Annotated in this window: 27 protein-coding genes and 2 tRNA genes; 11 read left to right on the forward strand and 18 right to left on the reverse strand. The window is 43.7% G+C overall.

Annotated features, from left to right (window positions below):
- Window positions 1-63 precede the first annotated feature (63 nt).
- From CI959_RS01845 to panC, 3 genes are all read right to left on the reverse strand, one after another.
- Window positions 64-1,386 (reverse strand): MATE family efflux transporter, encoded by a 1,323-nt coding sequence (locus tag CI959_RS01845; RefSeq protein ID WP_095231469.1) that lies wholly within the window; start codon window positions 1,384-1,386, stop codon window positions 64-66.
- A 98-nt stretch (window positions 1,387-1,484) separates the two neighbouring features.
- Window positions 1,485-1,835, reverse strand: coding sequence for an aspartate 1-decarboxylase (gene panD / locus CI959_RS01850; protein WP_005861624.1), 351 nt, complete (start codon window positions 1,833-1,835; stop codon window positions 1,485-1,487).
- Between the two features lie 13 nt (window positions 1,836-1,848).
- Window positions 1,849-2,688, reverse strand: a complete 840-nt coding sequence (gene panC, locus CI959_RS01855) for a pantoate--beta-alanine ligase (RefSeq protein WP_005861622.1) — start codon at window positions 2,686-2,688, stop codon at window positions 1,849-1,851.
- Window positions 2,689-2,788: 100 nt separating this feature from the next.
- Here panC and CI959_RS01860 point away from each other — a divergent pair, with 100 nt between their 5' ends.
- Together CI959_RS01860 and CI959_RS01865 are read left to right on the forward strand one after the other, a co-directional pair.
- On the forward strand, window positions 2,789-3,613 hold the full coding sequence (locus tag CI959_RS01860; protein ID WP_005861620.1) for a glycogen/starch synthase: 825 nt from the start codon (window positions 2,789-2,791) through the stop codon (window positions 3,611-3,613).
- Between the two features lie 11 nt (window positions 3,614-3,624).
- Complete coding sequence (locus CI959_RS01865; RefSeq protein WP_005861618.1) at window positions 3,625-5,001, forward strand: DUF4270 domain-containing protein; 1,377 nt, start codon at window positions 3,625-3,627, stop codon at window positions 4,999-5,001.
- A gap of 139 nt (window positions 5,002-5,140) precedes the next feature.
- On the opposite strand, the gene CI959_RS01870 is transcribed toward CI959_RS01865, so the two are convergent.
- The 3 genes from CI959_RS01870 to CI959_RS01880 are packed head-to-tail and all read right to left on the reverse strand — an operon-like array spanning window position 5,141 to window position 9,686.
- Window positions 5,141-6,433 (reverse strand): glycoside hydrolase family 57 protein, encoded by a 1,293-nt coding sequence (locus tag CI959_RS01870; RefSeq protein WP_005861616.1) that lies wholly within the window; start codon window positions 6,431-6,433, stop codon window positions 5,141-5,143.
- 35 nt (window positions 6,434-6,468) lie between these two features.
- Window positions 6,469-7,737: a glycosyltransferase gene (locus CI959_RS01875; RefSeq protein WP_005861614.1), complete on the reverse strand. Its 1,269-nt coding sequence runs from the start codon at window positions 7,735-7,737 to the stop codon at window positions 6,469-6,471.
- Window positions 7,738-7,751: 14 nt separating this feature from the next.
- Window positions 7,752-9,686 carry a glycogen debranching enzyme N-terminal domain-containing protein gene (locus CI959_RS01880; protein ID WP_005861612.1) on the reverse strand — a complete coding sequence of 645 codons (1,935 nt, stop codon included), beginning with the start codon at window positions 9,684-9,686 and terminating at the stop codon, window positions 7,752-7,754.
- Window positions 9,687-10,092: 406 nt separating this feature from the next.
- On the opposite strand from CI959_RS01880, the gene CI959_RS01885 reads away from it, so the two are divergent.
- The 4 genes from CI959_RS01885 to CI959_RS01900 all read left to right on the forward strand — a co-directional run bounded on the left by CI959_RS01885 (window position 10,093) and on the right by CI959_RS01900 (window position 14,914).
- On the forward strand, window positions 10,093-12,192 hold the full coding sequence (locus tag CI959_RS01885; RefSeq protein WP_172680050.1) for a M3 family metallopeptidase: 2,100 nt from the start codon (window positions 10,093-10,095) through the stop codon (window positions 12,190-12,192).
- 80 nt (window positions 12,193-12,272) lie between these two features.
- On the forward strand, window positions 12,273-12,707 hold the full coding sequence (locus tag CI959_RS01890; protein ID WP_008778036.1) for a dCMP deaminase family protein: 435 nt from the start codon (window positions 12,273-12,275) through the stop codon (window positions 12,705-12,707).
- A 13-nt stretch (window positions 12,708-12,720) separates the two neighbouring features.
- Complete coding sequence (locus tag CI959_RS01895; RefSeq protein ID WP_008780784.1) at window positions 12,721-14,454, forward strand: S41 family peptidase; 1,734 nt, start codon at window positions 12,721-12,723, stop codon at window positions 14,452-14,454.
- On the forward strand, window positions 14,399-14,914 hold the full coding sequence (locus CI959_RS01900) for a 5-formyltetrahydrofolate cyclo-ligase (RefSeq protein WP_022192887.1): 516 nt from the start codon (window positions 14,399-14,401) through the stop codon (window positions 14,912-14,914). Before CI959_RS01895 ends, CI959_RS01900 begins: the two co-directional genes overlap by 56 nt.
- A 109-nt stretch (window positions 14,915-15,023) precedes the next feature.
- Here the strand turns inward: CI959_RS01900 and CI959_RS01905 are convergent, their stop codons facing one another.
- On the reverse strand, window positions 15,024-15,317 hold the full coding sequence (locus tag CI959_RS01905; protein WP_005865842.1) for a DUF721 domain-containing protein: 294 nt from the start codon (window positions 15,315-15,317) through the stop codon (window positions 15,024-15,026).
- A 2-nt stretch (window positions 15,318-15,319) separates the two neighbouring features.
- Window positions 15,320-16,417 (reverse strand): DNA replication/repair protein RecF, encoded by a 1,098-nt coding sequence (locus CI959_RS01910; protein ID WP_009018588.1) that lies wholly within the window; start codon window positions 16,415-16,417, stop codon window positions 15,320-15,322.
- Between the two features lie 148 nt (window positions 16,418-16,565).
- Here CI959_RS01910 and CI959_RS01915 point away from each other — a divergent pair, with 148 nt between their 5' ends.
- From CI959_RS01915 to CI959_RS01935, 5 genes are all read left to right on the forward strand, one after another.
- Window positions 16,566-17,249, forward strand: coding sequence for a tetratricopeptide repeat protein (locus tag CI959_RS01915; RefSeq protein ID WP_005861596.1), 684 nt, complete (start codon window positions 16,566-16,568; stop codon window positions 17,247-17,249).
- Window positions 17,250-17,325: 76 nt separating this feature from the next.
- The gene (gene ribH, locus CI959_RS01920; RefSeq protein WP_008774114.1) at window positions 17,326-17,808 is read left to right on the forward strand and encodes a 6,7-dimethyl-8-ribityllumazine synthase; all 483 of its coding nucleotides are present in this window, start codon (window positions 17,326-17,328) and stop codon (window positions 17,806-17,808) included.
- A 54-nt stretch (window positions 17,809-17,862) separates the two neighbouring features.
- A tRNA-Tyr gene (locus CI959_RS01925) sits at window positions 17,863-17,945 on the forward strand.
- Window positions 17,946-18,005: 60 nt separating this feature from the next.
- Window positions 18,006-18,078, forward strand: a tRNA-Gly gene (locus tag CI959_RS01930).
- Between the two features lie 113 nt (window positions 18,079-18,191).
- Window positions 18,192-18,524: a hypothetical protein gene (locus CI959_RS01935; RefSeq protein WP_008774115.1), complete on the forward strand. Its 333-nt coding sequence runs from the start codon at window positions 18,192-18,194 to the stop codon at window positions 18,522-18,524.
- Window positions 18,525-18,533: 9 nt separating this feature from the next.
- Here CI959_RS01935 and CI959_RS01940 read toward each other — a convergent pair whose 3' ends face one another.
- The 10 genes from CI959_RS01940 to CI959_RS01985 form a co-directional block, all read right to left on the reverse strand.
- The gene (locus tag CI959_RS01940) at window positions 18,534-18,734 is read right to left on the reverse strand and encodes a hypothetical protein (protein ID WP_005861590.1); all 201 of its coding nucleotides are present in this window, start codon (window positions 18,732-18,734) and stop codon (window positions 18,534-18,536) included.
- Window positions 18,735-18,785: 51 nt separating this feature from the next.
- On the reverse strand, window positions 18,786-19,106 hold the full coding sequence (locus CI959_RS01945; protein ID WP_057317621.1) for a DUF4491 family protein: 321 nt from the start codon (window positions 19,104-19,106) through the stop codon (window positions 18,786-18,788).
- 293 nt (window positions 19,107-19,399) lie between these two features.
- The gene (secG, locus tag CI959_RS01950; RefSeq protein WP_005861586.1) at window positions 19,400-19,783 is read right to left on the reverse strand and encodes a preprotein translocase subunit SecG; all 384 of its coding nucleotides are present in this window, start codon (window positions 19,781-19,783) and stop codon (window positions 19,400-19,402) included.
- A gap of 7 nt (window positions 19,784-19,790) precedes the next feature.
- Window positions 19,791-20,558 (reverse strand): hypothetical protein, encoded by a 768-nt coding sequence (locus CI959_RS01955; protein WP_057317620.1) that lies wholly within the window; start codon window positions 20,556-20,558, stop codon window positions 19,791-19,793.
- A 1-nt stretch (window position 20,559) separates the two neighbouring features.
- Complete coding sequence (locus CI959_RS01960) at window positions 20,560-21,096, reverse strand: LptE family protein (RefSeq protein WP_005861582.1); 537 nt, start codon at window positions 21,094-21,096, stop codon at window positions 20,560-20,562.
- A gap of 4 nt (window positions 21,097-21,100) precedes the next feature.
- A complete protein-coding gene (locus tag CI959_RS01965; protein ID WP_029257260.1) occupies window positions 21,101-22,294 on the reverse strand; it encodes a sigma-54-dependent Fis family transcriptional regulator in 1,194 nt (397 codons plus the stop codon).
- Window positions 22,295-22,395: 101 nt separating this feature from the next.
- Window positions 22,396-23,223: a lysophospholipid acyltransferase family protein gene (locus tag CI959_RS01970; protein ID WP_057317619.1), complete on the reverse strand. Its 828-nt coding sequence runs from the start codon at window positions 23,221-23,223 to the stop codon at window positions 22,396-22,398.
- A gap of 3 nt (window positions 23,224-23,226) precedes the next feature.
- Window positions 23,227-24,114: a CDP-alcohol phosphatidyltransferase family protein gene (locus tag CI959_RS01975; RefSeq protein ID WP_057317636.1), complete on the reverse strand. Its 888-nt coding sequence runs from the start codon at window positions 24,112-24,114 to the stop codon at window positions 23,227-23,229.
- Between the two features lie 7 nt (window positions 24,115-24,121).
- Complete coding sequence (locus CI959_RS01980) at window positions 24,122-24,850, reverse strand: SDR family NAD(P)-dependent oxidoreductase (protein WP_057317618.1); 729 nt, start codon at window positions 24,848-24,850, stop codon at window positions 24,122-24,124.
- 11 nt (window positions 24,851-24,861) lie between these two features.
- Complete coding sequence (locus CI959_RS01985) at window positions 24,862-25,329, reverse strand: adenylyltransferase/cytidyltransferase family protein (protein WP_005861572.1); 468 nt, start codon at window positions 25,327-25,329, stop codon at window positions 24,862-24,864.
- Window positions 25,330-25,372: the final 43 nt, after the last annotated feature.

The following is a 25,372-nucleotide window of genomic DNA, read 5'->3' on the forward strand; positions in this document are numbered from 1 at the left end:
TTTTTCAGAATTCACGTACGTGTTTTCGAAAAAAGACGTACGTGTTTTTTTCCCCTCATATACTTATATTCTCTTATTTTGCCAAGAGGCTTTCTTTAAATAGATTACGCTAGCGACGAGCAATCCACTATAGTAAATAGCCTCTGTCAAGAAGCATACGGCTACCGACAAACGCAAACGTATCCCCGCGACATATACAAAAAGCACATACAGAATCAATACCGCCACTTCCATAAAAAGCGCAGAACGTGTATTTCCCGTACCCGACACCCCGTTGAACGCCACATTAGCTACCGATCCGATCAATAAAGAACCGACAATCACGTAGACGGATGGAACCGAGGCCGCCACTAATGAAGCGTCATTCGTATAAACAGACACGACCCATCCCGGCATCAAACTGACAATAGCGGCAAACACGACCATAATGCCCAACGATAACTTACAGATCTTCCAGATAGTCGGTATAACTTGATTGATCGCTCCCGCCCCGATACTATTACTCACGAACGTGTTTGTCGTGGTCGCCAAGGAATTAACGGGAATCAACATCACGACGTAAATACTACGTACGATATTCGCCACCGCCAACTCCCGTTGCCCCAAATGCTCCACAGCGATAAAGAACATAAACCAAGTAGCGATAGACAAGAAATATTGCAGCATCGTGAACACGGAAATATCCAGCACCCGTTTCAACAAGCCAAAATCGAAAGAACGAATCTGGTTAAGCGCATATTTACGTATATCTACGGTAAGTCTCGTGTAAACCACGAAAAAGAGAATCGATACCGCCTCGGCTATGACGGAAGCGATAGCCGCCCCTTGAATACCCATCTTTGGGAATCTGGCATGTCCGAAAATCAAAAGATAATCCAGTAAGACATTCGTCATTGCCATCAAGACAGCGTTCAATGTCAACACCTTTGTACGGGTAATACCAATAAAAAGAGCCCGGAACATCACGTTCACGAAAGAGAAGAAGAAGCCAAACACACGCCAATCCAAAAATTCCTCCGTGGCATTCAAGATAGCGTCCGAAGAAATCAATACACGCATCACGTCTCCCGCGAAAAAACGAGAAAACAAGAACAATATAGCAGCCAGCGACAATAGGAAGAAAACGCCTTGTATCATGACAGGCCCTATCTGGTCATAACGTCCCTCTCCGTTTCTACGGCCAATCACGATTTGAGATCCCGTACTAAAACCGAAGGCGATCGTAAAAGCGCAGATATAATAAAGTCCTCCCATAGCGGAAGCCCCCAACTCGACTTCACCAACCCTACCTAGAAAAGCCGTATCAGTCACGTTTATCACGTTTTGCGCCAACAAGCTCAAAAAGATCGGGTAGCTAACATTCCATATATTCCTGTTCGTGTACATAACTCGCTTATTACTTAAATTTATGAAGATAAAAAAAGCCCGCCGCATCCCGACGAGCTTTTCTTATGATTAGAGATCTCTACAAAGTCTAGTGTCTACTATATCAACTTATTTGTCGCCGTATCGGGAAATACCACGGAAGGCTTGAATGTTTTCGCCTCCTCGAAATCCATCATGGCATACGACATAACGATAATAATATCTCCGGGTTGAGCCTTACGGGCAGCCGCTCCGTTCAAGCAAACCACTCCCGAGCCACGTTCGCCCTTGATAATATACGTCTCAAAACGTTCTCCGTTATTATTATTCACGATCGAGACCTTCTCGTTCGCAATCAAATTAGCGGCGTCCAACAAATCCTCGTCGATAGTGATGCTACCGATATAGTTTAAGTTAGCTTCCGTTACCGTTACCCGGTGAATTTTTGACTTTACTACCTCTATAAACATGTATGACTTATAATTAGTATTTGATATTGTCGATCAAACGTACCTCTCCGCAATATACCGTGATGCAACCTACCGGATAATCGGTATCCGACCAGTTCTTGATAGACTCTAACGTATTGCCATCTACGATCTCGTAGTACTCAACTTCCATGACTGGATCGCTATTAATCGTATTGACAACATAGTCAATCACTTCTTGTACGCTTTTTCCGGGCACAAAGGTAGTACTTTCTTTTAACGTACGAGCAATTAACGGAGCTTTTTGACGTTGTTCCGGTGTCAAACGGGTATTCCGGCTACTCAAGGCCAAGCCATCGCCCTCACGAACGATCGGACAAGCATTGATCGTTACAGGGATATTCAATTGTTTCACCATCGCCCGGATCACAGCGATCTGCTGGAAATCCTTTTCCCCGAAATAAGCGTTATCCGGCTCTACGATATAGAACAACTTACTTACTACCTGCGCTACACCGTTAAAATGCCCCGGACGCTTAGCGCCTTCCATTACCTCAGATACCGTTCCCAAATCAAATGTACGGGTATCTGGCTCCGGATACATCTCTTCTACAGAGGGAGCGAATACATAGTCACAGCCGGCAGATTCTAATAACACACAATCAGCCTCCAACGTACGGGGATACGTTTCCAAGTCGTGTTTGTCATTAAATTGGGTTGGATTTACAAAAACACTGACTACACATACATCATTGTTTTTCACGCAATGTTGTACTAAGCTAAGATGTCCATTATGCAGTGCTCCCATGGTAGGAACAAAGCCAATTTTCTTATTATCCTGCTTTGCCTCAGCAAGATAAGCCTTCAAATCTTTAATACTATTTACTATTTTCATCAGATAGATGCTTAATTGACGGTGCAAAGCAACTAAATAATTACCGTAAATAAAAGATTTTTCGTATCTTTGTAGCGTCTTTATAAAACTAGTTTACAGAATGGATGCAAAAAAAATCTTGTTTATAGCCCAAGAAATCACTCCCTACCTTCCCGAATCCGAGATTGCGACAATATGTAGAAATTTGCCGCAAGGAATTCAGGAGCGTGGTCGCGAAATCAGGACATTCATGCCAAAATTCGGAAATATCAACGAGCGCCGCAATCAGTTGCACGAGGTTATCCGTCTGTCTGGTATGAATCTTATTATTGACGACACGGACCATCCTCTGATCATTAAGGTAGCATCCATTCAATCGGCCCGGATGCAGGTTTACTTTATTGACAACGAGGATTTCTTCCAACGGAAATCCACGGTCAGCGATGAGAATGGAAATGAGTATGAAGATAATGACGATCGTTCGATCTTCTATGTACGCGGAGTATTGGAAACCGTAAAAAAATTGCGTTGGATTCCTGATGTAATCCATTGCCATGGCTGGATGTCAGCGTTAACGGCTCTTTACATCAAGAGAATGTATGCCGATGACCCGTGCCTGCGTAATGCGAAAATCGTTTATTCGATCTACAACGATGACTTCAAGAACCCGCTAAACAAAGATTTCGCGACAAAACTGAAGGCGGACGGAGCCAAAGAAGCTGACTTGAAGTTAATCAAGGCAGATACAAGTTTTGTGGGCCTAACCAAATTAGCGATTGATTTCGCTGATGGTGTAATCCAAGGTAGCGAGACGATCAATCAAGAAGTCCTTGATTATATCTCTGCCAAGAAAGATACTCCTTTCCTTCCCTATCAGTCACCGGAAACTTATATGGACGAGTTCAATAAGTTCTACGACGTGGTATTGGATTCTAACACGAAATAATAAATGTAGTAATGAAAATCAAGCTTTTAATACTTGGACTTGGCCTTGGTGCTAGCATTTTGGCCGGGTGTAATGATGATTTTAGTTCGATAGGAACAAGTATTCAGCCAGGCGACGATACAATTGCGGTATATATGGACACGTTCCAGATACAAGCCACTACGGTGCAATTAGATTCTATTTACGCAAGGTCTACTAGCGCCCAGTTGGGTGAACTCTACGATCCGCTGTATGGTAACCTTGTATCGGATTATATGTGCCAATTCTATTGTCCGAGTGATTTTCAATTTAAGCATACACCTTATGAGGGAAAAATTGATTCGGTGGAATTCAATATATATTATAATGGTTCCAATAAAAACGGTGTATGGGTAGGAGACTCCTTGGCGCCTATGCGTGCGGAGATCTTTAAAATTACAAGTCCGTTACAAAAGAATTTTTATACAAATATTGACCCTAAGCAATATTGCAATATGCAAGAGTCAATGGGTGCTCAAGCTTATACAGCTTATAACACAAGTATATCCGACTCCCTTAGAAACTCTGATGGTTACAGCCCTCATGTAAGCATTAAAATGCCTACTGAGTTCGGACAAAAATTTTATGATGAAACGATTAATAATCCGGGTACATTCAAGAATCAAGAAACTTTCAATGAGTTTTTCCCGGGGCTTTATGTAACAACTACCTTCGGTAGTGGTAATATATTGTCCGTGGCTAGCTCTGTCCTTAAGATATATTATAATTATGCGGTTAAAAGCACAGCAGGAAAAGACTCTTTAATAACCACGTGGGAAGCTTTCTCCGTCACTAAAGAGGTCATTCAGCTAAGTCGTTTCAAAAATACGGATATGAGTCAATTGCTACAACCGAACGACAGCTATGCATTTTTTAAGACTCCTGCCGGCGTTTGTACACGCATCGTTCTTCCGACACAGGAAATTACTCCGATCATGGAAAAACGTATCGTGAATAATTTACCACTAGAGTTAAAAGCGATGCCGCAAGAAGATTGGCAATATGCGCTGGCTCCTCCTCCTTATTTATTGATCTTGCCGGAGGATTCTGTAAAGAGTTTCTTTGAGGGTAGTCAAATTGACAATAATGTAACCTCGTTTCTATCCAAGGCTTACGATGCGACTACTCGTACGTACTCATTCCCGAATCTTGCCAATTTATTAAAATATCAGATGGAGAATAATCCGGACAAAGATTTGAGTTTACTTCTTATCCCTGTTCAACGGACAACGACCACAGGTAACAGTTACGGTCAAAGTACAGTTGTTACAACAGCCATCACGAATTATCTAGCTCCCTCAGGTGTAAAGATACGAAAGGATGAAGAGGTGATGAAAATTGGTATTACATCATGTAAATATGTCAGATAGCAAAGAATCTATATAATAAAAAAAGCGAGATGAAAAACATCTCGCTTTTTTTATATCCGTATCTCTAAGGCAAAAAATAACGGGTCCCTAAAAGGACCCGTCACTCTCCAAAAATAGTCTAGTCAAATCAATTAACGACTTATTTCTTCGCCGCCTTCTTTTTTAATTTATCTAATTCTTTCTGTAGACTCTCGATTTCCTCTCCTTGATTCTTAATCGTAGAAAGCAATGAATTCAATTCCTCATTCTCTATATTCTCCGGGAATTCCGCATTTACACGAACAATGAAATCGGAAAGAACATTCATATAGTTATTAAATGCATCATACGGATTATCGTAAGGGCTAAAGCCACCTTGTCCCATATGCTTTGTACTCATATAATAGAAATGGTCACTGCTCTGCAGATAGTACCAGTCCTGACGGATACGACGAGTCTGAGACAAACGAACACGTTCACCGATCTCATTAATCTTACGGAACGCTTCCTGCTGCAATACATTTCCTAACCAAGAACTACAATCTCTCTCCTCATCTACCCAAGAGATCGGATAAGGAACGGAGATAGAGTCTACCGGCTTGATCAATGTAAATACTTCCGATGGAGTAGAGAAGCTAATCCCCTTATCCGCAGCAAAACGAGGCAAAGCCTTGAAGAACTCAAAAATACCGGTTGAAGCTGGATGCAAAGATCCCAGCACCTCATAATTCATAAACAAATTAATGATTTGCTCTGAATCCGGAGTAGCAGCGATCCATGACATATACTTATCGGCTGTCAAAGGATACTCATTCCAACTATAATCACTGAAACGGTTCGATAAATCCTCGCTGAAACGGTCATTCTTCAATAATAAACTCAACTTCGGAGCTACGCAAGAAGAATACATATAGTTCGGACTCTTCCAACCTAAGATATGCTTAGCACCCTCCGTCAACATCCCCTTATAGCCCATCTCAGAAACCATAGCGGAAATATCATCCGAGTAAATCAACTCCGTATTACGGAACACTTTCGGTTTAACCCCGAATAAAGTCTTGATCTTATCTTCTTGTTTCTTTACTTGATGCTTGAACTCCTCCGGATCTCCCAAGGAAGAAAGAGAATGAGCATAAGTCTCAGACAAGAATTCCACATTCCCCGTAGCCGCCAATTCCTTAAAGCTATCGATCACTTCCGGAGTATAAATCTCCATCTGCTCCAACGCTACGCCGGAAATAGAGAACGCTACCTTAAACTTACCACCACTGGTCTTAATCATCTCCAAAATAGTCCGGTTAGCCGGCAAGTAACATTGTTCAGCTATACGATGGATAATCTCCTCATTCTGGAAATCATCGTAATAGTAATGGTCGTTACCTATATCGAAGAAGCGATATCTTTTTAAACGGAACGGCTGATGTATTTGAAAATAAAAGCAGATCGTTTTCATAATATTGTTTGTTTTATTTTTGTCTTGTCGTTAATTTATTTGTTACCTATCACATTGTCGTAAATACGACGAACCTTTTGTCCGGCATATTCCCATTTGATATTATCCACCTCTTTCTTACCTTCCACTTTCAAGAACTCATGCATGGCAGGATAAGTAATAATTGAATACATGGCATCCGCTAACGCCTCAATATCCCAATAATCCACCTTAATCGCATAATCCAAGATCTCGGCGCAACCGGATTGTTTAGAAATGATAGAGGGTACACCACATTGCATGGCTTCCAACGGAGAGATACCAAAAGGCTCAGAAACCGAAGGCATCACATATACGTCACTGGCTTTCAACACCTCATAGACCTGCTTGCCCTTCATAAATCCGGTAAAGTGGAAACGATCTGAAATATTACGTGCTGCGGCCAAACGAATCATTTGATCCATCATATCACCACTACCAGCCATCACGAAACGTGCATAAGGAGCCTTAGCCAAAACCTTTGCGGCAGCCTCAACGAAATATTCCGGCCCTTTCTGCATCGTGATACGACCTAAGAATGTAATAACCTTATCCTTTACACCCTTTTTATCTGGGATCGCTAAAATCTCAGGACTTAAAGGCTCTACGGCGTTATGTACGGTCGTTACCTTAGCGGGATCTTGATGATATTTCTCGATCACCGTCTGACGAGTCAAATTACTCACCGTTATGATATGATCTGCATTGTCCATACCATTCTTCTCAATCGCATAGACATCCGGATTCACATTACCACGGCTACGATCATAATCCGTAGCATGAACATGGATTACCAAAGGCTTACCACTCACATTTTTAGCGTGAATACCCGCCGGATAAGTCAACCAGTCGTGCGCATGGATGATATCATACTCTTCCGTACGAGCGATTACTCCCGCAACGATCGAATAGTTATTGATCTCTTCCAGAAGATTATCCGGATAACGTCCGGAAAACTCAAGGCACCCTAAATCAGTCACATGACGATAACTGAAATCCGCATAAATATGATCCCTGTACTTATAATACTGGTCAGCGTTCATTCCCGCTTTGGAAACCCGTTGCTGCACATATTCACGGTCAACATCCTTCCAAACAATCGGAACTTGGTTGACACCCACTATCTTTAGAAAGCTCTGGTCTTCATCGCCCCAGGGCTTCGGTATACAAAAAGTAATATCCATATCGGGCTGCATTGCCATGCCTCGTGTCAAACCGAAACTGGCCGTTCCTAAACCGCCCAAGATATGAGGAGGAAATTCCCATCCAAACATTAATGCTTTCATAATGGTACTTAGTTTTATTCGGCGTTATACTTCTTCAACAAATCCACAACACGGAGGATAGCCGCAACATTCATCGCAAAAGAGACAGCTCCACGTCCGGTAAACGGTGGGTTACCATCAAACAATTCCGGGATCGTCCCGATACAGTGTAATGACATCTCCTCCTCCAAGCTTATCAACATACGTTCAGCAAAAGCAACGCCACTCTTTCCGAATACACGCAAATAAGCTTCCAAATAGGCGCCTAACAACCACGGCCAAGCAGTACCTTGGTGATAAGCCAAATCTCGTTCATATTGCGGCCCCACATAATACGGGCGATATCCTTCGCTCTTCGGACTCAAGGAACGCAAGCCCTTCGGGGTAAGCAACTCTTTCGTCACGATATCCACTACGGCACGTTTCTGCATCCTCGTCAATGGGGAATAAGGCAATGCCACAGCGAAAATCATATTAGGCCGTACGCTCCAATCTACCGTAGAACCATTCACGGAATCGAACAAATAATTATACCCGTTCACAAAGGTTTCCGGGAACGATTTATCCATCGACTTGATAATCGGATCAATACCCTCGACAGGTACTCCCCCCATCAATTCTGTATAGAAACAAAGAGCATTATACCAAAGAGCGTTAAATTCCACTATATAACCAGAACGAGTTACAACAGGTTTTCCGTTTACGGTAGAATTCATCCAAGTAATCGCCTTATCTTTTCCATTAGCGAAAAGTAAACCATTCTCCATCAATTTCATATCGGGATGTTTCTGGTCCCGTATATAATCGATAACTTCTTTCACGAAATCGCCATATAGCTCACGTGCCTTTTCAACGCCCTCATGCTTAGCATACTGTTGGATCGCCCAGATCGCCCATAAAAAGACATCCGGATGCTCGATCTCACGAATCACCGCATCGAAACGCCCATTCTCCATATACGCCCGCATCGCCGGCATCGCCGTATGCATGATCTTCTCAAAACGAACCGGATCATCGATAGACAACGTACTACCCGGAAGAGCTACGAACAAATCTCTCGCACGTACTTTAAACCATGGATAGCCCGCTAATAGATAAGCGTCGTCTTCCTTGGGACGAAAATAAAATTGCTGAGCGGAATTCTTCAAGCAATTGAAGAAGCTAGTACGAGGTGTACGAGCTACGACCTCATTCTCATACAGTGCCTTCAAGCGGGTAGTTGCCACTGCACTATCGCCAGCGCTGAAAATAATAGTCTCCCCTTTTTTGATAGGGACCTCGAAATATCCGGGAACATACAAATCCTCCTGATAAGGATATCCCCTCTCTTGTTCTTTCGGATACTCGATGCCATTGTACCAATATGGCTCATACACAAATTTAACTTTCTTGTTAAATTGCATATACAGTTCCGGATAACCGGGATACATACATGTCTTGATTCCGTTTGTGACTTCCTCGTAAGATTGGTTCACGTTACCATTGGCTTGCGTTAAGTTCTTCACGCTACGGAAAGCGAGGAAAGGACGGAAACGTAAGGTCGTAGCGGAATGAGCATCTTCCAACGTATACTTAATCATGATACGATTCTCGTACATGGAAAACACTTTCTCTTTCGAGAAGATCACACCTCCTACACGGTAAAGCGTACGAGGTACTGTCTCTGAGCTATACTCGCGGATGTACTTATGTCCCTTGGGACTGAAATTATCGCCTGCATATTTATGCAACCCAAGATTAAATTCGGCACCATGTTGAATTACCGTCTCATCAAAAGAAGATAGTAACACATGGTTGTCATCATCAATCGCAGGCACAGGCATAACGAGTAGTCCGTGGTATTTCCTGGTATTACAATCAACAACAGTAGTGCAGTGATAGGCTCCCAAACGGTTGGTTCGAAGCACCTCACGAGTCAGCGACTCTTCCAGGTTTATCATCACTGTTTTGTCAAATTTAAGATAACTCATATGTGTATTTGGGTTTTAAGTTACTTTCTTTAATATCAAAATGAAATTATTTTCGTTTCTGAGAATCAAAAGTATTATTTAATAACTAAAAAAACAAACTGTCTTTTATATTTATTTAGAAAAAAAGGCATCCTTCTTCTACGATAAACTTATAGATCAAGGCTTTAAAAAGAAAGGTGCTCTAAAGGAGTGTTTTCAAACATATAAATTTTTGTTAAATCAATCCTATTATCATATTCATCAAAGCTCAAAATCAAGGTACAGCCCCCCGAAAACAAGCCTCGGTTTAGTCATAGGAAATGTTCTATTTTTCATTTTAAATCAATCTGAATATAAAAACAGATGCCTATAATGTTCCTGTGATTAAAATGCCTACCTTTGCGGAAATTTTCAAACAATTTTTAATATGAGGAAGTTATTATATAATGTAGTAATTTTATTAAGCGCAATTCAAATGACACACGCAGCAAATAACCCTTTCTTCGGGAAGTTTAAAACACCGTTCGAGACCCCTCCTTTCGATAAGATCAAGATCGAGCATTATGAGCCCGCTTTCGACGAAGGAATCAAGCAAATGGAAAAAGAGGTGCAAGAGATCGCCAATAACCCGCAACCGGCTACTTTCGAGAATACGGTAGTAGCTCTGGAACGTAGCGGCAAATTATTAGAAACAGTCTCTTCTGTTTTTTTTAATGTATTAGGGGCAGAGGCTAACGACGAAATGATGGAAATCTCGCAACGTGTCTCCCCGAAGTTATCCCAGACATCCAATAACATCTTCTTAAATGAGAAGCTACTTGCTCGGGTCAAATCAATCTATGATAAAAAAGAACAATTGAACCTTTCTACCGAGGATGCTAAATTGCTGGAAGACCTTTACGAGTCGTTTAAAGCGAATGGGGCTACGTTAAATAAAGATGACAAGGAAAAATACCGCAAGCTAAGTATGGACCTAAGCATGTTAACCTTGCAGTTCGATCAAAACGCCTTGAAAGATAAAAACCGATTCGAATTACTAATAACGGACGAGAACGAACTATCCGGCTTACCCGAAAGTGCTCGTGACGCAGCGGCCATGTTAGCCAAAAGTAAAGATAAAAATGGATGGTTATTCAATCTCTCGGCTCCGAGTTACATTCCATTTATGCGTTATTCCGACAAGCGTGATTTGCGAGAAAAAATGTATCGTGAATACATGAGCGTAGGAAATAAAGGGGATGAGTTCGACAATAAGGACATTATCAAAAAGATCGTTAATATCCGCCTAGAGATCGCCCAGTTGATGGGATTCAAGAATTACGCCGAATATGCGCTGGAACACACGATGGCTAAAAACTCAGCGAACGTATACAAATTATTGAATCAGTTACTCGAAGCTTATAAACCGATAGCGATCAACGAATACAATGCAGTAGAAGGATTCGCATTAGGTACAGAGAAAGAGAATATCACCGTTATGCCTTGGGACTGGAGTTATTATTCCGAGAAGTTACGGGATATCCGCTTCAAGGTAAACGACGAGATGACTCGCCCTTATTTCGAGTTAAGCAACGTAAAGAAAGGCGTATTCGGATTAGCTACCCAGCTCTACGGTATCACCTTTAAGGAAAACAAGAAAATCCCGGTTTATCATCCGGAAGTAGACGCTTATGAGGTATACGATGCCGATGGTAAGTTCCTTGCTATCCTTTATACGGATTTCTTCCCTCGTGACGGAAAACAATCCGGCGCTTGGATGAACAATATCAAGGCTCAATACAAAGATAAAGACGGAAAAGATAGCCGTCCTCAGATCGTTATCGTGATGAACTTTACCCGTCCGACAGACACGAAGCCCTCTTTGTTAAGTTTCGACGAGGTGAACACGCTCTTGCATGAGTTCGGGCACTCCTTGCACGGCATGCTAGCGCAAGGAACCTATTCCAGCCTTTCGGGAACCAGCGTTTATCGTGATTTCGTAGAATTACCTTCCCAGATCATGGAGAACTGGTTGACTGAAAAAGAGTTCTTAGATCAGATCGCCGTTCATTACCAGACCGGAGAGAAAATCCCGCAAGAGATGATACAAAGCTTGGTAAACGCCTCTAACTTCAACGCCGGCTACCTTTGCTGCCGCCAATTAAGCTTTGGCTTGCTGGATATGGCATGGCATACGTTGGAGCAACCTTTCGACGGTGACGTAGCGGCATTCGAGAAAAAAGCTTGGGCTCCGACGGTAATCGTACCGGAAGTACCGGAAGCCTTGATGGGCACAAGCTTCGGACATATCTTCTCCGGAGGATACGCGGCAGGCTATTACGGATATAAATGGGCCGAGGTATTAGACGCCGACGCTTTCTCCGTTTTCAAATCGAAAGGAATCTTCAACAAGGAGGTCGCGAAATCTTTCCGTGACAATATCTTATCCAAAGGTGGTACAGAAGATCCCGCCGTGTTATACAAGCGTTTCCGTGGACAAGAGCCTACGATAGACGCCTTATTAATCCGTAATGGTATTAAGAAGTAATAATTTACCGGGCTTATCGCCCGGTAAATCTAAATAATCACTACCTTTGTGTCTGGATTAAAAGACAAAAGAGTAAACAAATGTGCGAGAAAACAGAAAAACAGCACGAATTAGATAAACGTTACCTGCGAATGGCCGCTATCTGGGCCGAGAATTCGTACTGTAAACGACGCCAAGTGGGCGCATTATTAGTAAAAGATAAAATGATCATATCCGACGGATACAATGGAACACCCGCCGGTTTTGAAAATGTTTGCGAAGACGAGAACAATGTCACCAAGCCTTATGTTCTACACGCGGAGGCTAACGCCATCACAAAAGTGGCAGCCTCATCGAACAGCAGTAAAGGAGCGACCATTTATGTGACCTCCTCCCCTTGCATTGAATGCGCAAAATTAATCATACAATCCGGGATCAAGCGAGTGGTCTATTCCGAGAATTATCGCATAGCGGACGGCTGCGAATTATTGAAGCGTGCCGGTATCATAGTAGATTATATAGATTTGAACGAATAAATAAAACGTTTTTATGGATAAAAACAAAAGACTGACCGTATGGCTCCCGGTTATCATCGCGGCTAGTATCGCTTTAGGTATCTTTATTGGGAACCATTATTTATCTATCAGTCAAGGAAAAAAACGGTCCTACTCCAGCGGTAACAAGATAAATGCCATCTTGGACATTATCGACGAGCAATATGTTGACACGGTTAGCATGTCTAAGCTGGTAGAGAGTACGATCCCGAAAATATTCAGTGAATTAGACCCTCACTCCGTATATATCCCCGCCGAAGACGCTTCCGTGGTGAATGAGGAGCTGGAAGGTTCTTTCAGTGGTATTGGCGTATCATTTAATATGCAAACCGATACGATCCTAGTGATCAGCGTAATTAGCGGTGGTCCCGCAGAGAAAGCAGGTTTACTGCCCTTCGACCGGATCATCTCGATCAATGATTCTATTTTCTCCGGTAAGAAAAAGAACCAAGGAGAGATCATGAAGACACTCCGGGGCGCAAAGAACAGTACGGTGAAACTAGGCGTACAGCGAGGAAATTCTCCTGAGTTGCTCTATTTTGACGTAACCCGTGGAGATGTCCCTGTTAATTCGGTCGATGTTTCTTTCGAAGCGGCTAAAGGTATAGGTTACATCAAGGTTAGCAAATTCGCCCGGAATACTTATAATGAGTTCATCACGGCGATCGCCAAGCTGAAACAAGCGGGCTGTACCTCTTTCGTGATCGACTTACGGGGTAATACCGGCGGATATATGGATGCCGCTATTAATATGATTAACGAGTTTATGCCGGAAGGACGCTTGATCGTCTACACGGAAGGTAAGTCGTTCCCTCGTTCCGACGTATATGCGAACGGAACCGGAACTTGTAAAGACGCCCCGATCGTAGTATTGACCGATGAGATCTCGGCTTCCGCCAGTGAGATATTCTCCGGAGCGATCCAAGATAACGACCGTGGTACGATTATCGGACGAAGAACGTATGGCAAGGGTCTGGTACAAACTCAAATGTCATTGAGCGACGGTTCAGAGATGCGATTGACCATCGCCCGTTATTACACGCCGTCCGGTCGCTGCATCCAGAAGAAATATGAGATGGGTAATACGGACGCTTACGACCAAGATATCTATAACCGATATATGCACGGCGAGTTCGACTCGGCCGATAGCATCAAGATGGATGATTCCTTGAAATACCAGACCGTAGGCGGACGTACCGTATACGGCGGGGGCGGTATCATGCCAGATATCTTTATCCCTCGTGACACGAGCGGCGTTACCTCTTACTACTCAAATGTGGTAAATAGCGGCGTGCTTTACCTGTATGCGCTCGAGTACTCAGACCGCCATCGGGAGAAACTAGGCTCATTCAAGACTTGGGAGGAATTATATAATTACTTGCAGCAACAACCGCTCCTTTCCGACTTCGTGAACTTCGCCGCTACCAAGGGCATCAAGAGACGTCCTACATTAATTAATATATCCGGCAAGTTAATCGAGAACCAATTGCAAGCGTATATCGTAAGGAATTTCTTCGACGAGGCGGGCTTCTACCCCATTTTCCTAAAAGATGACGTTACCTTATTACGTGCGATCAAGATCTTGCAAGAGGGAAAATCTGTGCCGAATGCGGAACTATTAAAACAATCAGCGAATGGAGACTTACACAGCCAAGCAGGCCCTACGAAAAGATATGGCCTCTCGAAAAAAAGAATATTCGAGGATTACCTTGTGCGAGCTATCGGATAAGATCATGGACCGCTTGGAACAGACGGAACTGTTCCAAGCGGCTTCTTGCATCGCCCTTTATCACGCCATACCGGGAGAAGTACAGACCGCCGGCTTTATCGAGAAATGGTACCAGAAGAAAAAGCTTCTGTTGCCCTTGATCGTCGGTGATGATTTGAGATTGCTTCTTTACGAAGGACCGGAATCCCTAAAACCCGGACCTTTCGGAATATTAGAGCCTAAGGCGGACGGCATAGAAGTTCCAAAGAATGAGATAGACTTGATTATCGTGCCCGGAGTCGCCTTTGACAAAGACAAGAACCGCATGGGACGAGGGAGGGGATTCTACGACCGCCTTCTTTCCACGCTCAACGCTCCCAAGGTTGGCATATGCTTCGGGTTCCAGATGATACCACAGGTTCCGGTAGAGCCACTCGACAAGAAAATGGATTACGTAATAACAGAAGACACCATCTATTGATCTCTCCGCAGAATATATACTTACTGGGTCAAGCCATATATACTTACCGGGGCTGGGCAGTATATGTTACTTGACCCAGTAAGTAATATTGCGAATGGTAAAGCCACACTCAATGAAAAACGATATTGGTAATGACCGAGGCACCCGCGTAATCATTCAAGCTTTTCACCAACCGTTCCCGGCAAAGCGTCAACTCGCTACGAAGTACGGAGGAAGTCAATGAGACATGAAGCACCTTATCACGTACATATATATTACGTGTGTACTGCATGATCGTAGGCCCTAAAACTTCTCCCCACGCACGTTGGACCCGGATCTCCATCATTTTCTCGTACAACTCGGTATTATCCTCGAAAAAGTCACGAAGCACTTCCCCCAATGTCTGTGTATTTCTTCTCTGCATTCTTATTCCTCCATAGGTTGTACCTCGCCACGTTCCACACGGAAGAGAGCATAGTCATGATTCATAGCCAATAAGATCTCATCCAGATACTTCCGGTTCGTATCTGTAATAAAAATCTGCCCGAAGCCATTCTCGCTGACCAGTTTGATGATCTGCTCCACACGGCTAGCGTCCAGCTTATCGAAAATATCATCCAACAGCAAGATAGGTGTAGTCTGTCCCCGTTTATTTAGGAAAGCGAACTGAGCGAGTTTCAAGGCGATCAGATACGTCTTATTCTGTCCTTGCGAACCAACCCGGCGAATCAGGTACCTGCCCAACGTCATTTCCAGCTCATCCTTATGGATACCGGAAGAGGTATAGCCCAATATACGATCCCGTTCCCGGCTCATCGCCAATTTACCGGCAAGCTCCGTTTCCTCCAATTGCGAGATATAATGTAGCCCTACCTCCTCGGCAGAGCCGCAGATCGTCTGGTAGTACTCATTAAAGATCGGGGTAAAATCCTCCACCAGTTTTTTCCGCTTCTCGTAAACGATTTGGCCGTACATACCCAGCTGCATCTCCAATACCTCATAAAGAGAGGCATCCATGCTCTGATCTTTCAGCAACGTATTCCGTTGGAGCAACGCTTTATTATATTGGATAAGCGCATGCAGATAAGGCTTGTCCTGCTGCGAGATGATTAAGTCCAGAAAACGGCGTCGCTCATCGCTTCCCCCCCGGATCAAGTCGGCATCAGCCGGAGAAACCATGACCAACGGTAATAGGCCGATATGCTCGGACAGCTTGTCGTACTCCTTCTTATTCCGTTTGAACTGTTTGCGTTGCCTACGCCGCATGGCACAGAAAATCTCCTCCTCACGTCCCTCATAATCATAGTTACCCTGCACCACGCAAAGATCTTGATCACTGTTTATTATCTGGCTATCAGGCGTATTGACATGACTCTTGCAAAATGAGAGATAATGAATGGCATCCAATAGATTCGTCTTCCCCATCCCGTTATTGCCGAAAAAGCAATTCATCTTGGGCGAGAAAATAACCTCGGACTGAAGTATATTTTTGTAATTGAGAACAGAAAGCTTCTTTAGTATCATCTAAACCGTATTAATCGTACAAAATTAAAAAATATACTTCTAAGTATAGATTATATCAGCAAAAAAAACTACTTTTGCGCTTTGAATCGCCAACCATATGGTATGGCTTAAAATCAGCGATAAAATTAATAAATAACTATAACACATTATGGCTACTAAAGAAAAGGACACCAACAAGGAGTTAGAAGTAGAAGAGATTGTCTCCAAATCGGAGCAATTCATTGAAAACAATTCAAAGAAGATTATTTACGGTATAATAGCTGTCGCACTCGTTGTTGGAGCTGTTTTGGGAATCAAGCATGGTTATTTAGTTCCTCAGGAGAAAAAAGCCGCCGCCGCCATGTTCAAGGGCGAGCAATACTTCGCCAGAGATTCTTTCGCCTTGGCTTTAAACGGCAATGGAGCTGACTATGAAGGTTTCGAGGCTATCATCGACCAATATGGAAGCACGGACGCCGGAAACTTGGCGAAGGCTTACGCAGGTATCTGTTACTACAAGATGGGCGATACACAGAAGGCGCTCGATTTATTGAAATCTTTCAGCGGAAAGGACCAAATGGTATCTCCGGCGGTTACAGGCTTGATCGGTGATTGCTACGTGAACATGGGTAATACGAAAGAAGGAATCAGCTATTTCGAGAAAGCCGCTAAGGAGGCCGACAACGAGGTTATCAGCCCGATTTACTTGAAGAAGGCCGGTATCGCTTACGAGAACTTGAAAGAGTATGACAAGGCTGTAAAGGCTTACACGACTATCAAGGACAAGTATTACACTTCCATGGAGGCATCCGATATCGATAAGTATATCACCCGTGCTTCGGCAGGAAAATAAATAAACAGTATATTATATAGTATAACAGAGGATGTCTCGGTCAAACAAGGCATCCTCTTCTTTTAAAGAGACAAGTATGGCTACAGCTTATCAGAATTTATCCGAGTACGACTTCAACAGCGTACCCGATGCTTCAGAGATGAACATCGGCATCGTAGTTGCGGAATGGAACAAGAACATTACCGAGAAGTTATTGGAAGGTGCTTGCAACACGCTTGAAAAGCACGGGGTGAAACCGGAGAACATCGTAGTTAAACGAGTTCCGGGTAGTTTTGAACTGACTTTTGGAGCCAAAAGATTGGCCGAGACTAAAGAATTAGACGCCGTGATCGTTCTGGGATGCGTCGTAAGAGGCGATACGCCACATTTTGATTACGTTTGTTCCGGCGTTACGCAAGGCATTACAGAATTGAATTTAATGTACGATATTCCTTTCATTTTCGGCCTGTTAACTACCGACACCATGCAGCAATCCGAGGATCGTGCGGGAGGTAGATATGGCAATAAAGGGGACGAGGCAGCGGTTACCGCAATAAAAATGGTAAATTTTTCTGCCTAAACGCTTGCAGGTTTCAAAATAAATCGTACCTTTGCACTGCAATTAAGAACAAGGGGGCAGTTACCAGAGTGGCCAAATGGGGCTGACTGTAACTCAGCTGGCTTTCGCCTTCGGTGGTTCGAATCCATCACTGCCCACCTTAATTGATCGGTTCACATTGTGAGCCAATTCTTTCGAAAACCGAAAGAATACATATTGCGGAAGTAGCTCAGTTGATAGAGCATTAGCCTTCCAAGCTGAGGGTCGCGGGTTTGAGCCCCGTCTTCCGCTCTAGGAAAAGAGGAAAATCGAAAGGTTTTCCTCTTTTTTTATATCCTCGTATTACTATATATCCGGGATAATGTCTACTTTAGCCCCCAATACAACAAATAACAAAAAGAGAGATGAAGATGGTGAAAGGGATATACGTGTTGCTGACAATGTTCCTATTGATGGGATGCGCTACGGTAATGAATCCTTATAAAATGGACAACCGGATGCATAAGATAGAGCTAGGGATGACCAAGCAAAAGGTTATATCGATACTAGGAAAGGATTTTGAGTCGGCTGGCGCACGAATAACCCCGGACGGCCCCATAGAGAGTATCAGTTATAAGACGGTCACCATGACGATAGCCGACTACTCTGAAGGCTACTACATCCTAAGCTTCAAGAATGGGATACTAGTGGAGTGGTTCAAGGAAAAGACACCGATCAATAACAATACAGCGAACTAAGGTCTCCTTTTAGGCTACTAAAAACAAATAAGGCAGATGCCTCTGGGCATCTGCCTTCATTCTTTTACGATTATAAACTTTCTTCGATACATGAATCCGGTTATGACTGACCGGTCTGCCGTGGTTTTCTAACTCGGCCTCACGACTGCCTTTCCGGTTAGCCTTTATGTACTCGACTAACGGATCTTGCTTTTTTCTCTTTGTCTTCATAGCTTTATTGCTTTTATATCGCTTTCACGAGGGCAAAGATACGAAAAGAATTCATTTCACCTCACTATCGTCCCAAGGGTATTTTCTTTTCGGATTTCGAGGGAACCAGCCTTTCTGCACACGCTCCTCCTGCTCGAAAATCTCCTTGATCGTCCAGAACGATGAGAAGGCGAATACGCCGCAAATAGCGGACACAAACACGCTGTCTATAAACAGGGAAGCTATCACCCCTAAAATCCCCAAGACAAGGAATATCCACCAGCACTTCGTCCCCCAATAATACTCGGCCTTCACGACTACCGGATGAAACATACCGATAATCAAGAATGTAACGATACCGATCAACAACCCATCAAAATTTATCATATCCATATCTGAATATTTATACTTATTACTATTATATGTAACAAATATACAAACAATATTCCACTTAACTAATCATTTCTTTCTATGAAGAGATAGAAACCTCTATTCGTAATAATCGTCCCACAAAGATGAAACGATCTTTTCATATACGTGATACGATCTTTTCACCCTTGTGATACGATCTTTTCACATAGGTGAAAAGATCAAGACCTAAAGAAGCTTACACTTAAAGTAGCACAAAAAAAAGTCACATCCATTGTTAGTGGACATGACTTCTATATTGTTTTCAAATAAGATTCTTATCTGTTGCTTTCCTCCGCAGGTGTAGTAGTAGCGGGAGTTTCCTCTGCCGGAACTGCCGGTTGTTGAGCCGTACCAAAGTCCGGAGCGATCGTATTCGGATCGATAGAGATAGCGTCGTTTACTTGTTGCTTGATCTCAGATTGAGCGGCATGCTCCGCTCTGGGGATAAATGCGGTAATCAAGATACTCAATACGATTACGGTACCCGCCAAACTCCAAGTAGCTTTCTCCAAAAAGTCCGTGGTCTTACGTACACCCATGATTTGGTTAGAAGAAGAGAACCCTGAAGCCAAACCTCCACCTTTCGAGTTCTGGATCAACACGATCAAGATTAATAGTATAGAGGCAATCAGGATTAAGATAGAAATAAATACGTACATCTTAGTTTTATTTTTTAGTGTTAATAATCAACTTTTCCAAAAATCTGATTTGGTCTGCAAAGTAAACATTTTTTTCTGGATATTTCAAGCTTAAGTTTTTAATAATTTGCAAAGCCTTATCATATCGCTTCTGTTTTATATAAATCCGAGCTAAAGTTTCCGTAAGGCACGAGTCTTCCAGCGATTTGGACTGCTCATCATCCAAATCTTTCACCGACTTTGGAGTCTCCGCACGGCTGTTTTCCTCTCGGATTTCCAGCCCGCTACCCGGCATACGCTGTTGGTCATTTTTAATGAACGAATCGATCAAGTCGTGATGTCGAAGCCTATTCTCCGCATCCTCTCCAGATGGCTTCTCTTCTTCCTCTTTCGATAATGACCAAAACATATAATCTGACGATACCGATGGCTGGAACAGGAACGGGGCTTCTTTCTTAGGCTCCGGTTCCTCGTTACGGTTAGAGAGGAATGCGTCTATCAAGGAGAAAGTATCCTCTTTTCGCATATTCGGCTCATGCTCCACACGGGAGTTCAAGCCATATTTATCTCCCTCTATCAGTTGGAACAGCTTTTTCCGATCCGGCAAGAATATCGCCATCTTCTCCAGCTCCGAGGTAAAACTCATATCATTTAATACGGCCAGATTCTTTAGATACAACATCCGTGCCACTTGAAAATACGGGTAATCCTCCACGATTCGTCGCAACTCAAGAAGAGTCCCCTCGGTCAATTCCGAAGGCTCCTCCATCAAACGATATAAATCCTCCGCCCTCATTCTACCAATTGGCAACCGTAGCGTTATAGATTTGGTCTACTATTTCCTCTATGATCTCCTCGCATAATGTTCCCTCTACCTGCTGCGGCATCAAGTTACTGTCGAACTCGCGGTAAGCGGAGAACGACTGCTCGAAATCCTCATCCGGGTTAACCCGGTTGGAGTAACGAACCCGCACCGTGATCGTCAACCTCGTCTGCGAGGCGATAGCATCCTCCTTCACGGCCATTGGAGCGAAATCGTAACCAGTGATCTCACCCTCCAACTCAAGGTCGCCATTGCTCGGAACCAGTTGCAGACGAGTCTGACGGATGTAAATATCCTTCAAATCCTCCGTAAACTGCGGCGCAAGGGTCGGATTCACGTAGGGAGCTTGGTTCGTGAAGTCACGAATCGTAATGGTCTTCACCTTCGTATAATCGATAGAGGCTCCATTAAACTTATAGGAAATAGAGCAAGCCGTAGCCAATACCGTCAAAAATGAGAGTATAAGCCAATTGGCTGCCGACAAACGTATGTTGACAATCTTCTTTAGCATATTTTTATTCCAAATTGTATTCCTTGATTTTTCGATATAACGTACGCTCCGATATCTTCAAGTCGGCCGCCGCGTTCTTCCGTCGCCCGTTATGCTTCTCCAGAGCCTTACGGATCATCTCCTTCTCCACCTCTTCCAAGGATAAAGTCTCCTCTTCCACATCCTCGGCATCTTGGATCGTCGGGTGCATGGCATGAACCGCCGCCGGATGGATCGGATGCGCATAAGGGGTATCGTCCGCCACCGTTGGCATCGGGATATTCCCTCCCATGATATCATGCACTAATTTCTTTAGCTCGTTCACGTCCTTTTTCATATCGAACAAGACTTGATAAAGGATCTCCCGCTCGCTGTTAAATATCTTTTGATCCGGATCTTGCTTCACCAATACCGGATATTTCTCAACGTTCACGTTCGGCAGATAAAGGCGCAGGACATCCGCCGTTATATCCCGTGTCTCCTCGATTACGGAGATACGTTCCGTGATGTTTTTCAACTCACGCACGTTACCCGGCCAACGGTAAGAAACCAATAATTGACGGGCCTCATCATCCAAGCGGATCGGCGGCATCCGGTATTTCTCGGCGCAATCACTGGCGAACTTACGAAATAATAAGACGATATCTTCCGGACGCTCCCGCAAGGGAGGCACTTGAATAGGCACCGTATTCAAACGATAGTACAAATCCTCACGGAATTTACCTTCCGAAACCGCCTGCACTAAATTCACGTTCGTAGCGGCAACGATACGCACGTTCGTCTTCTGTACCTTAGAGGAACCGACCTTGATAAACTCACCCGTCTCCAACACACGAAGCAAGCGTGCTTGCGTAGGAGTTGGCAGCTCTCCGACCTCATCCAAAAAGATCGTTCCACCGTCCGCTACCTCGAAATACCCTTTACGGTCGGCCAACGCCCCGGTAAAAGAACCTTTCTCGTGCCCGAAAAGCTCCGAATCTATCGTCCCTTCCGGAATGGCGCCACAGTTTACGGCTATATATTGTCCATGCTTACGCTGACTGTTCTGGTGTATAATTTGCGGGAAAGTCTCCTTCCCGACTCCACTCTCTCCTGTAATAAGAACAGATAAGTCGGTTGGCGCTACTTGAAGCGCAACGTCGATCGCACGATTTAATCCCGGGTTATTACCAATAATCCCAAAACGCTGTTTTATCTGTTGTACATCAACCTTCATCACTCTTTCACTTTTAAAATCTGTAATTATTTCAGTTACTCTGCCAAAATTACAAATCTTAATTCAAACTACCACTATTGATAACAGATTCTATCGGTCGTTTCTTATTTTTTAGCACCATATGTACGTTTATACAAGAACTCGGCAAGATCCTTGTCTTCCGGGATGGCGGCGATCTCTTCCGGCGAGATAGGCTCACCGATATATACATCCGCTTTCTTTCCACGCTTATTGAAAGCCTCTGTAGGAATACGCAAGGTACGTATTTGCCAGCTGATATTCCCTAGCCAATAGAAAAAATGGGTATTTTGGAAATCAAAATAAACAGGGTATACCGGTGCTTTCGCCTTACGAACTAAGCGGATCACGCTATGCGCCCACGATAAATCCCGTACCTGTTTCTCTTTTTTATTATAAAATGAGATCGCTCCAGCAGGGAAGAAACCCATCGGATGACCTTCTTTCAGGCGTTGCAGGGATAGTCGCACGCCATTAACATTCGCCGGATTCGCCCCTCGCTTGTGGGAATCGGGCACCACGGATATGAAATTATCCTCCATCGCCCCGATCTTGGTCAAGATGCCGTTCACCATCACCTTAAAGTCCGGACGGCGGGAAGCGAAAATATCAATCAGCATGATTCCATCTAACGACCCGATCGGATGGTTGGAAACGGTAACAAAAGCCCCTTCCGGCAGATGATCTAAAATCTCTTTATTATGAACCTCATAGCTGAGATCGATAAGGGGGTCATGCAATAAAGCGGAAGTAAACTCAGCGCCCCGTAAATGACAATTCCGGGCATGTACCTTATTAACCAGATCCACACGTAAGCACTTTATCAGCAACTTACCTAACCATGTCCCCACTCGCCCCTTGAAGAACGGGGCCATCTCTTGCAAATCGTAAATGTCAACAACACTCTTCTTCATACTTTATCCTAAAAACGAGGCACACATCTTCTCGTGTTTCCTCATCACTATCGCTAGTACGATGTTCAACACGATGATCTCGTATAGGTAATAAGCCCAGACCTGTCCCGTTAGTACGATCACAAACATAACCATCGTCCGGCCATTAAAGGTCAACAAGTCTATGTAACGCATTAAATGACGACTCTGTTTACGAAAGTCCACACGGATATTCTCCGGAATATTATCCCCATACTTCGCGTGCAAATTTTGTAACATTCTCTGTAAGGTAGGCGTAGCCTTCACTTGCAACATCGTATACCAACGATATAAGAAGTAGAAAAACTTGTTAATGCCATACTTCATCTCCTTATGTTTCGCCTCCACCTGCTCCAATGATTGGAACTCCGAGCCTTTATCCTTACTGATAAAATAAAGGTGGAGCGTCTTATAATAATCCGTGATATTCGCTTGGACTAAATGAGACAGACCGGATAAGACCGCCAAGGCAAAGAACCAATCCGTACCATAATCGTGAGACAGGCGAAGAGCGAATCCGATATAGATCGAGGCGAACCAGATATCCCCGGCGAATCCGTCCAAGATACGCCCGATAGCGGACTTGATCCCTGTAAGACGTGCCAGCTGCCCATCCACGCAGTCGAGAATATTGGCAAATACCAACAATAATATACCGCAGATATTATATGTCAAATTATCGTGATAAAACATAAATCCGACCGCCGCACCCACGAAGATCGAGATAACTGTAATCATATTCGGGGTAATCCCCGTGCCTCGCAACATACGAGCAATACGAAATCCTATCGGACGATAAAAAATTCGGTCTATCTTATTTTCTGTTTCTATCGACTTTAACGATGCTTCGTATTCCTTATCCAACTCGCTCATTTGTTTCTTATTTATACGAGTAACCGCCATCCACAACGACTACCTCGCCATTAAAATAACTATTCTCTATCAACATTTTATAAACTTCCGCCAATTCATCCGGGTCGCAGAACCGTCCCAAAGAGACCTTGTTCTCTATATTCCGACGGATCTCGGCAGGCTTTGTTTTCTGCCATTCCGTATCGACAAAACCGGGAGCCACGGCATTCACACGCAGTTCATAGGGAACTAAGAACTTCACCATGTTTTTGACCAGCGCATGAACAGCACTTTTCGTCACCCCATATGCCAAGGATACCGAATGAGGCTGTATTCCCATCAAGGAACCCGTAAACACGATACTTCCCCCCTTATTAATCCGTCCAACAATCTTCTGTAAAAGGAAAACCGGGAAATGGACATTCGCAAAGAAAACCCGATCCCAATCCTCGAATGAAAGTTCCTCAAAAGGATCCCGACAGGTCATTCCCGCATTGAACACAAGGCCGTCCAAACGTAGCCTATTCTCCTCCAAGAAAGAATCGATAACCCCGATCGTATTCCGATCCGAGATATCGGCCCGCAGAATAGAAACCTGTATATCAAAACGCCCCACCAACTCGCTACGTACCTCCTCGGCGGCCGCTTGGTCGGAAACATAAGTCAGTATAAGGTTATATCCGGCCTTTCCTAAACAGGACGCTACCGCCTTTCCTATCCCTTTTGTCCCACCGGTAATTAAAATAAATTTATCCATGAAACTGATCGTTATTTAGCGGCAGATCCTTTCACTGTTTCCGGCTTCGCCTGACGTTGGGTTGTCAGATTTGCCTCATAAGAATCATGTATCGTCTTTTTCAGGTTCGAGGAGGAAACCCCCGTTCCGTAAGGGAAATAAAATACCTGAACGCCTAAATCCTTCAGATAGTCGTACTTTCCGAACCAGTCATCACCTACCACGAAAGCGTCGATGTTCAGCTTCTTCACGATTTCCGTATGATCCAAGGAATGTTGTGGAATAACGATATCGGGGGTCTTCAACGCCTCGATGATCTGCAAACGTTCGTGGAACGGAATGATCGGTTTCGCCTTATAAGAAGAGACCAACTCATCTGTACTAACCCCAACGATCAATATATCCGCCAAACTACGGGCGTAATTGATCATCCTAAGATGATTATAATGGAACATATCAAACGTCCCGGATGTATATACTATCGTTTTGTCTTTAAACATAATCGTAATTTTCGTTTTAAACCGCAAACTTACGCAAACTTTT

Source organism: Parabacteroides sp. AT13 (genome assembly GCF_002272965.1).
Classification (GTDB): domain Bacteria; phylum Bacteroidota; class Bacteroidia; order Bacteroidales; family Tannerellaceae; genus Parabacteroides; species Parabacteroides distasonis.

What these genes read in the sequence shown, in the direction of transcription:
- CI959_RS01845 (WP_095231469.1), bottom strand. Translation starts at nt 1,386, where the DNA reads ATGTACACGAACAGGAATATATGGAATGTTAGCTACCCGATCTTTTTG.
- panD (WP_005861624.1), bottom strand. Translation starts at nt 1,835, where the DNA reads ATGTTTATAGAGGTAGTAAAGTCAAAAATTCACCGGGTAACGGTAACG.
- panC (WP_005861622.1), bottom strand. Translation starts at nt 2,688, where the DNA reads ATGAAAATAGTAAATAGTATTAAAGATTTGAAGGCTTATCTTGCTGAG.
- CI959_RS01860 (WP_005861620.1), top strand. Translation starts at nt 2,789, where the DNA reads ATGGATGCAAAAAAAATCTTGTTTATAGCCCAAGAAATCACTCCCTAC.
- CI959_RS01865 (WP_005861618.1), top strand. Translation starts at nt 3,625, where the DNA reads ATGAAAATCAAGCTTTTAATACTTGGACTTGGCCTTGGTGCTAGCATT.
- CI959_RS01870 (WP_005861616.1), bottom strand. Translation starts at nt 6,433, where the DNA reads ATGAAAACGATCTGCTTTTATTTTCAAATACATCAGCCGTTCCGTTTA.
- CI959_RS01875 (WP_005861614.1), bottom strand. Translation starts at nt 7,737, where the DNA reads ATGAAAGCATTAATGTTTGGATGGGAATTTCCTCCTCATATCTTGGGC.
- CI959_RS01880 (WP_005861612.1), bottom strand. Translation starts at nt 9,686, where the DNA reads ATGAGTTATCTTAAATTTGACAAAACAGTGATGATAAACCTGGAAGAG.
- CI959_RS01885 (WP_172680050.1), top strand. Translation starts at nt 10,093, where the DNA reads ATGAGGAAGTTATTATATAATGTAGTAATTTTATTAAGCGCAATTCAA.
- CI959_RS01890 (WP_008778036.1), top strand. Translation starts at nt 12,273, where the DNA reads ATGTGCGAGAAAACAGAAAAACAGCACGAATTAGATAAACGTTACCTG.
- CI959_RS01895 (WP_008780784.1), top strand. Translation starts at nt 12,721, where the DNA reads ATGGATAAAAACAAAAGACTGACCGTATGGCTCCCGGTTATCATCGCG.
- CI959_RS01900 (WP_022192887.1), top strand. Translation starts at nt 14,399, where the DNA reads ATGGCCTCTCGAAAAAAAGAATATTCGAGGATTACCTTGTGCGAGCTA.
- CI959_RS01905 (WP_005865842.1), bottom strand. Translation starts at nt 15,317, where the DNA reads ATGCAGAGAAGAAATACACAGACATTGGGGGAAGTGCTTCGTGACTTT.
- CI959_RS01910 (WP_009018588.1), bottom strand. Translation starts at nt 16,417, where the DNA reads ATGATACTAAAGAAGCTTTCTGTTCTCAATTACAAAAATATACTTCAG.
- CI959_RS01915 (WP_005861596.1), top strand. Translation starts at nt 16,566, where the DNA reads ATGGCTACTAAAGAAAAGGACACCAACAAGGAGTTAGAAGTAGAAGAG.
- ribH (WP_008774114.1), top strand. Translation starts at nt 17,326, where the DNA reads ATGGCTACAGCTTATCAGAATTTATCCGAGTACGACTTCAACAGCGTA.
- CI959_RS01935 (WP_008774115.1), top strand. Translation starts at nt 18,192, where the DNA reads ATGAAGATGGTGAAAGGGATATACGTGTTGCTGACAATGTTCCTATTG.
- CI959_RS01940 (WP_005861590.1), bottom strand. Translation starts at nt 18,734, where the DNA reads ATGAAGACAAAGAGAAAAAAGCAAGATCCGTTAGTCGAGTACATAAAG.
- CI959_RS01945 (WP_057317621.1), bottom strand. Translation starts at nt 19,106, where the DNA reads ATGGATATGATAAATTTTGATGGGTTGTTGATCGGTATCGTTACATTC.
- secG (WP_005861586.1), bottom strand. Translation starts at nt 19,783, where the DNA reads ATGTACGTATTTATTTCTATCTTAATCCTGATTGCCTCTATACTATTA.
- CI959_RS01955 (WP_057317620.1), bottom strand. Translation starts at nt 20,558, where the DNA reads ATGAGGGCGGAGGATTTATATCGTTTGATGGAGGAGCCTTCGGAATTG.
- CI959_RS01960 (WP_005861582.1), bottom strand. Translation starts at nt 21,096, where the DNA reads ATGCTAAAGAAGATTGTCAACATACGTTTGTCGGCAGCCAATTGGCTT.
- CI959_RS01970 (WP_057317619.1), bottom strand. Translation starts at nt 23,223, where the DNA reads ATGAAGAAGAGTGTTGTTGACATTTACGATTTGCAAGAGATGGCCCCG.
- CI959_RS01975 (WP_057317636.1), bottom strand. Translation starts at nt 24,114, where the DNA reads ATGAGCGAGTTGGATAAGGAATACGAAGCATCGTTAAAGTCGATAGAA.
- CI959_RS01980 (WP_057317618.1), bottom strand. Translation starts at nt 24,850, where the DNA reads ATGGATAAATTTATTTTAATTACCGGTGGGACAAAAGGGATAGGAAAG.
- CI959_RS01985 (WP_005861572.1), bottom strand. Translation starts at nt 25,329, where the DNA reads ATGTTTAAAGACAAAACGATAGTATATACATCCGGGACGTTTGATATG.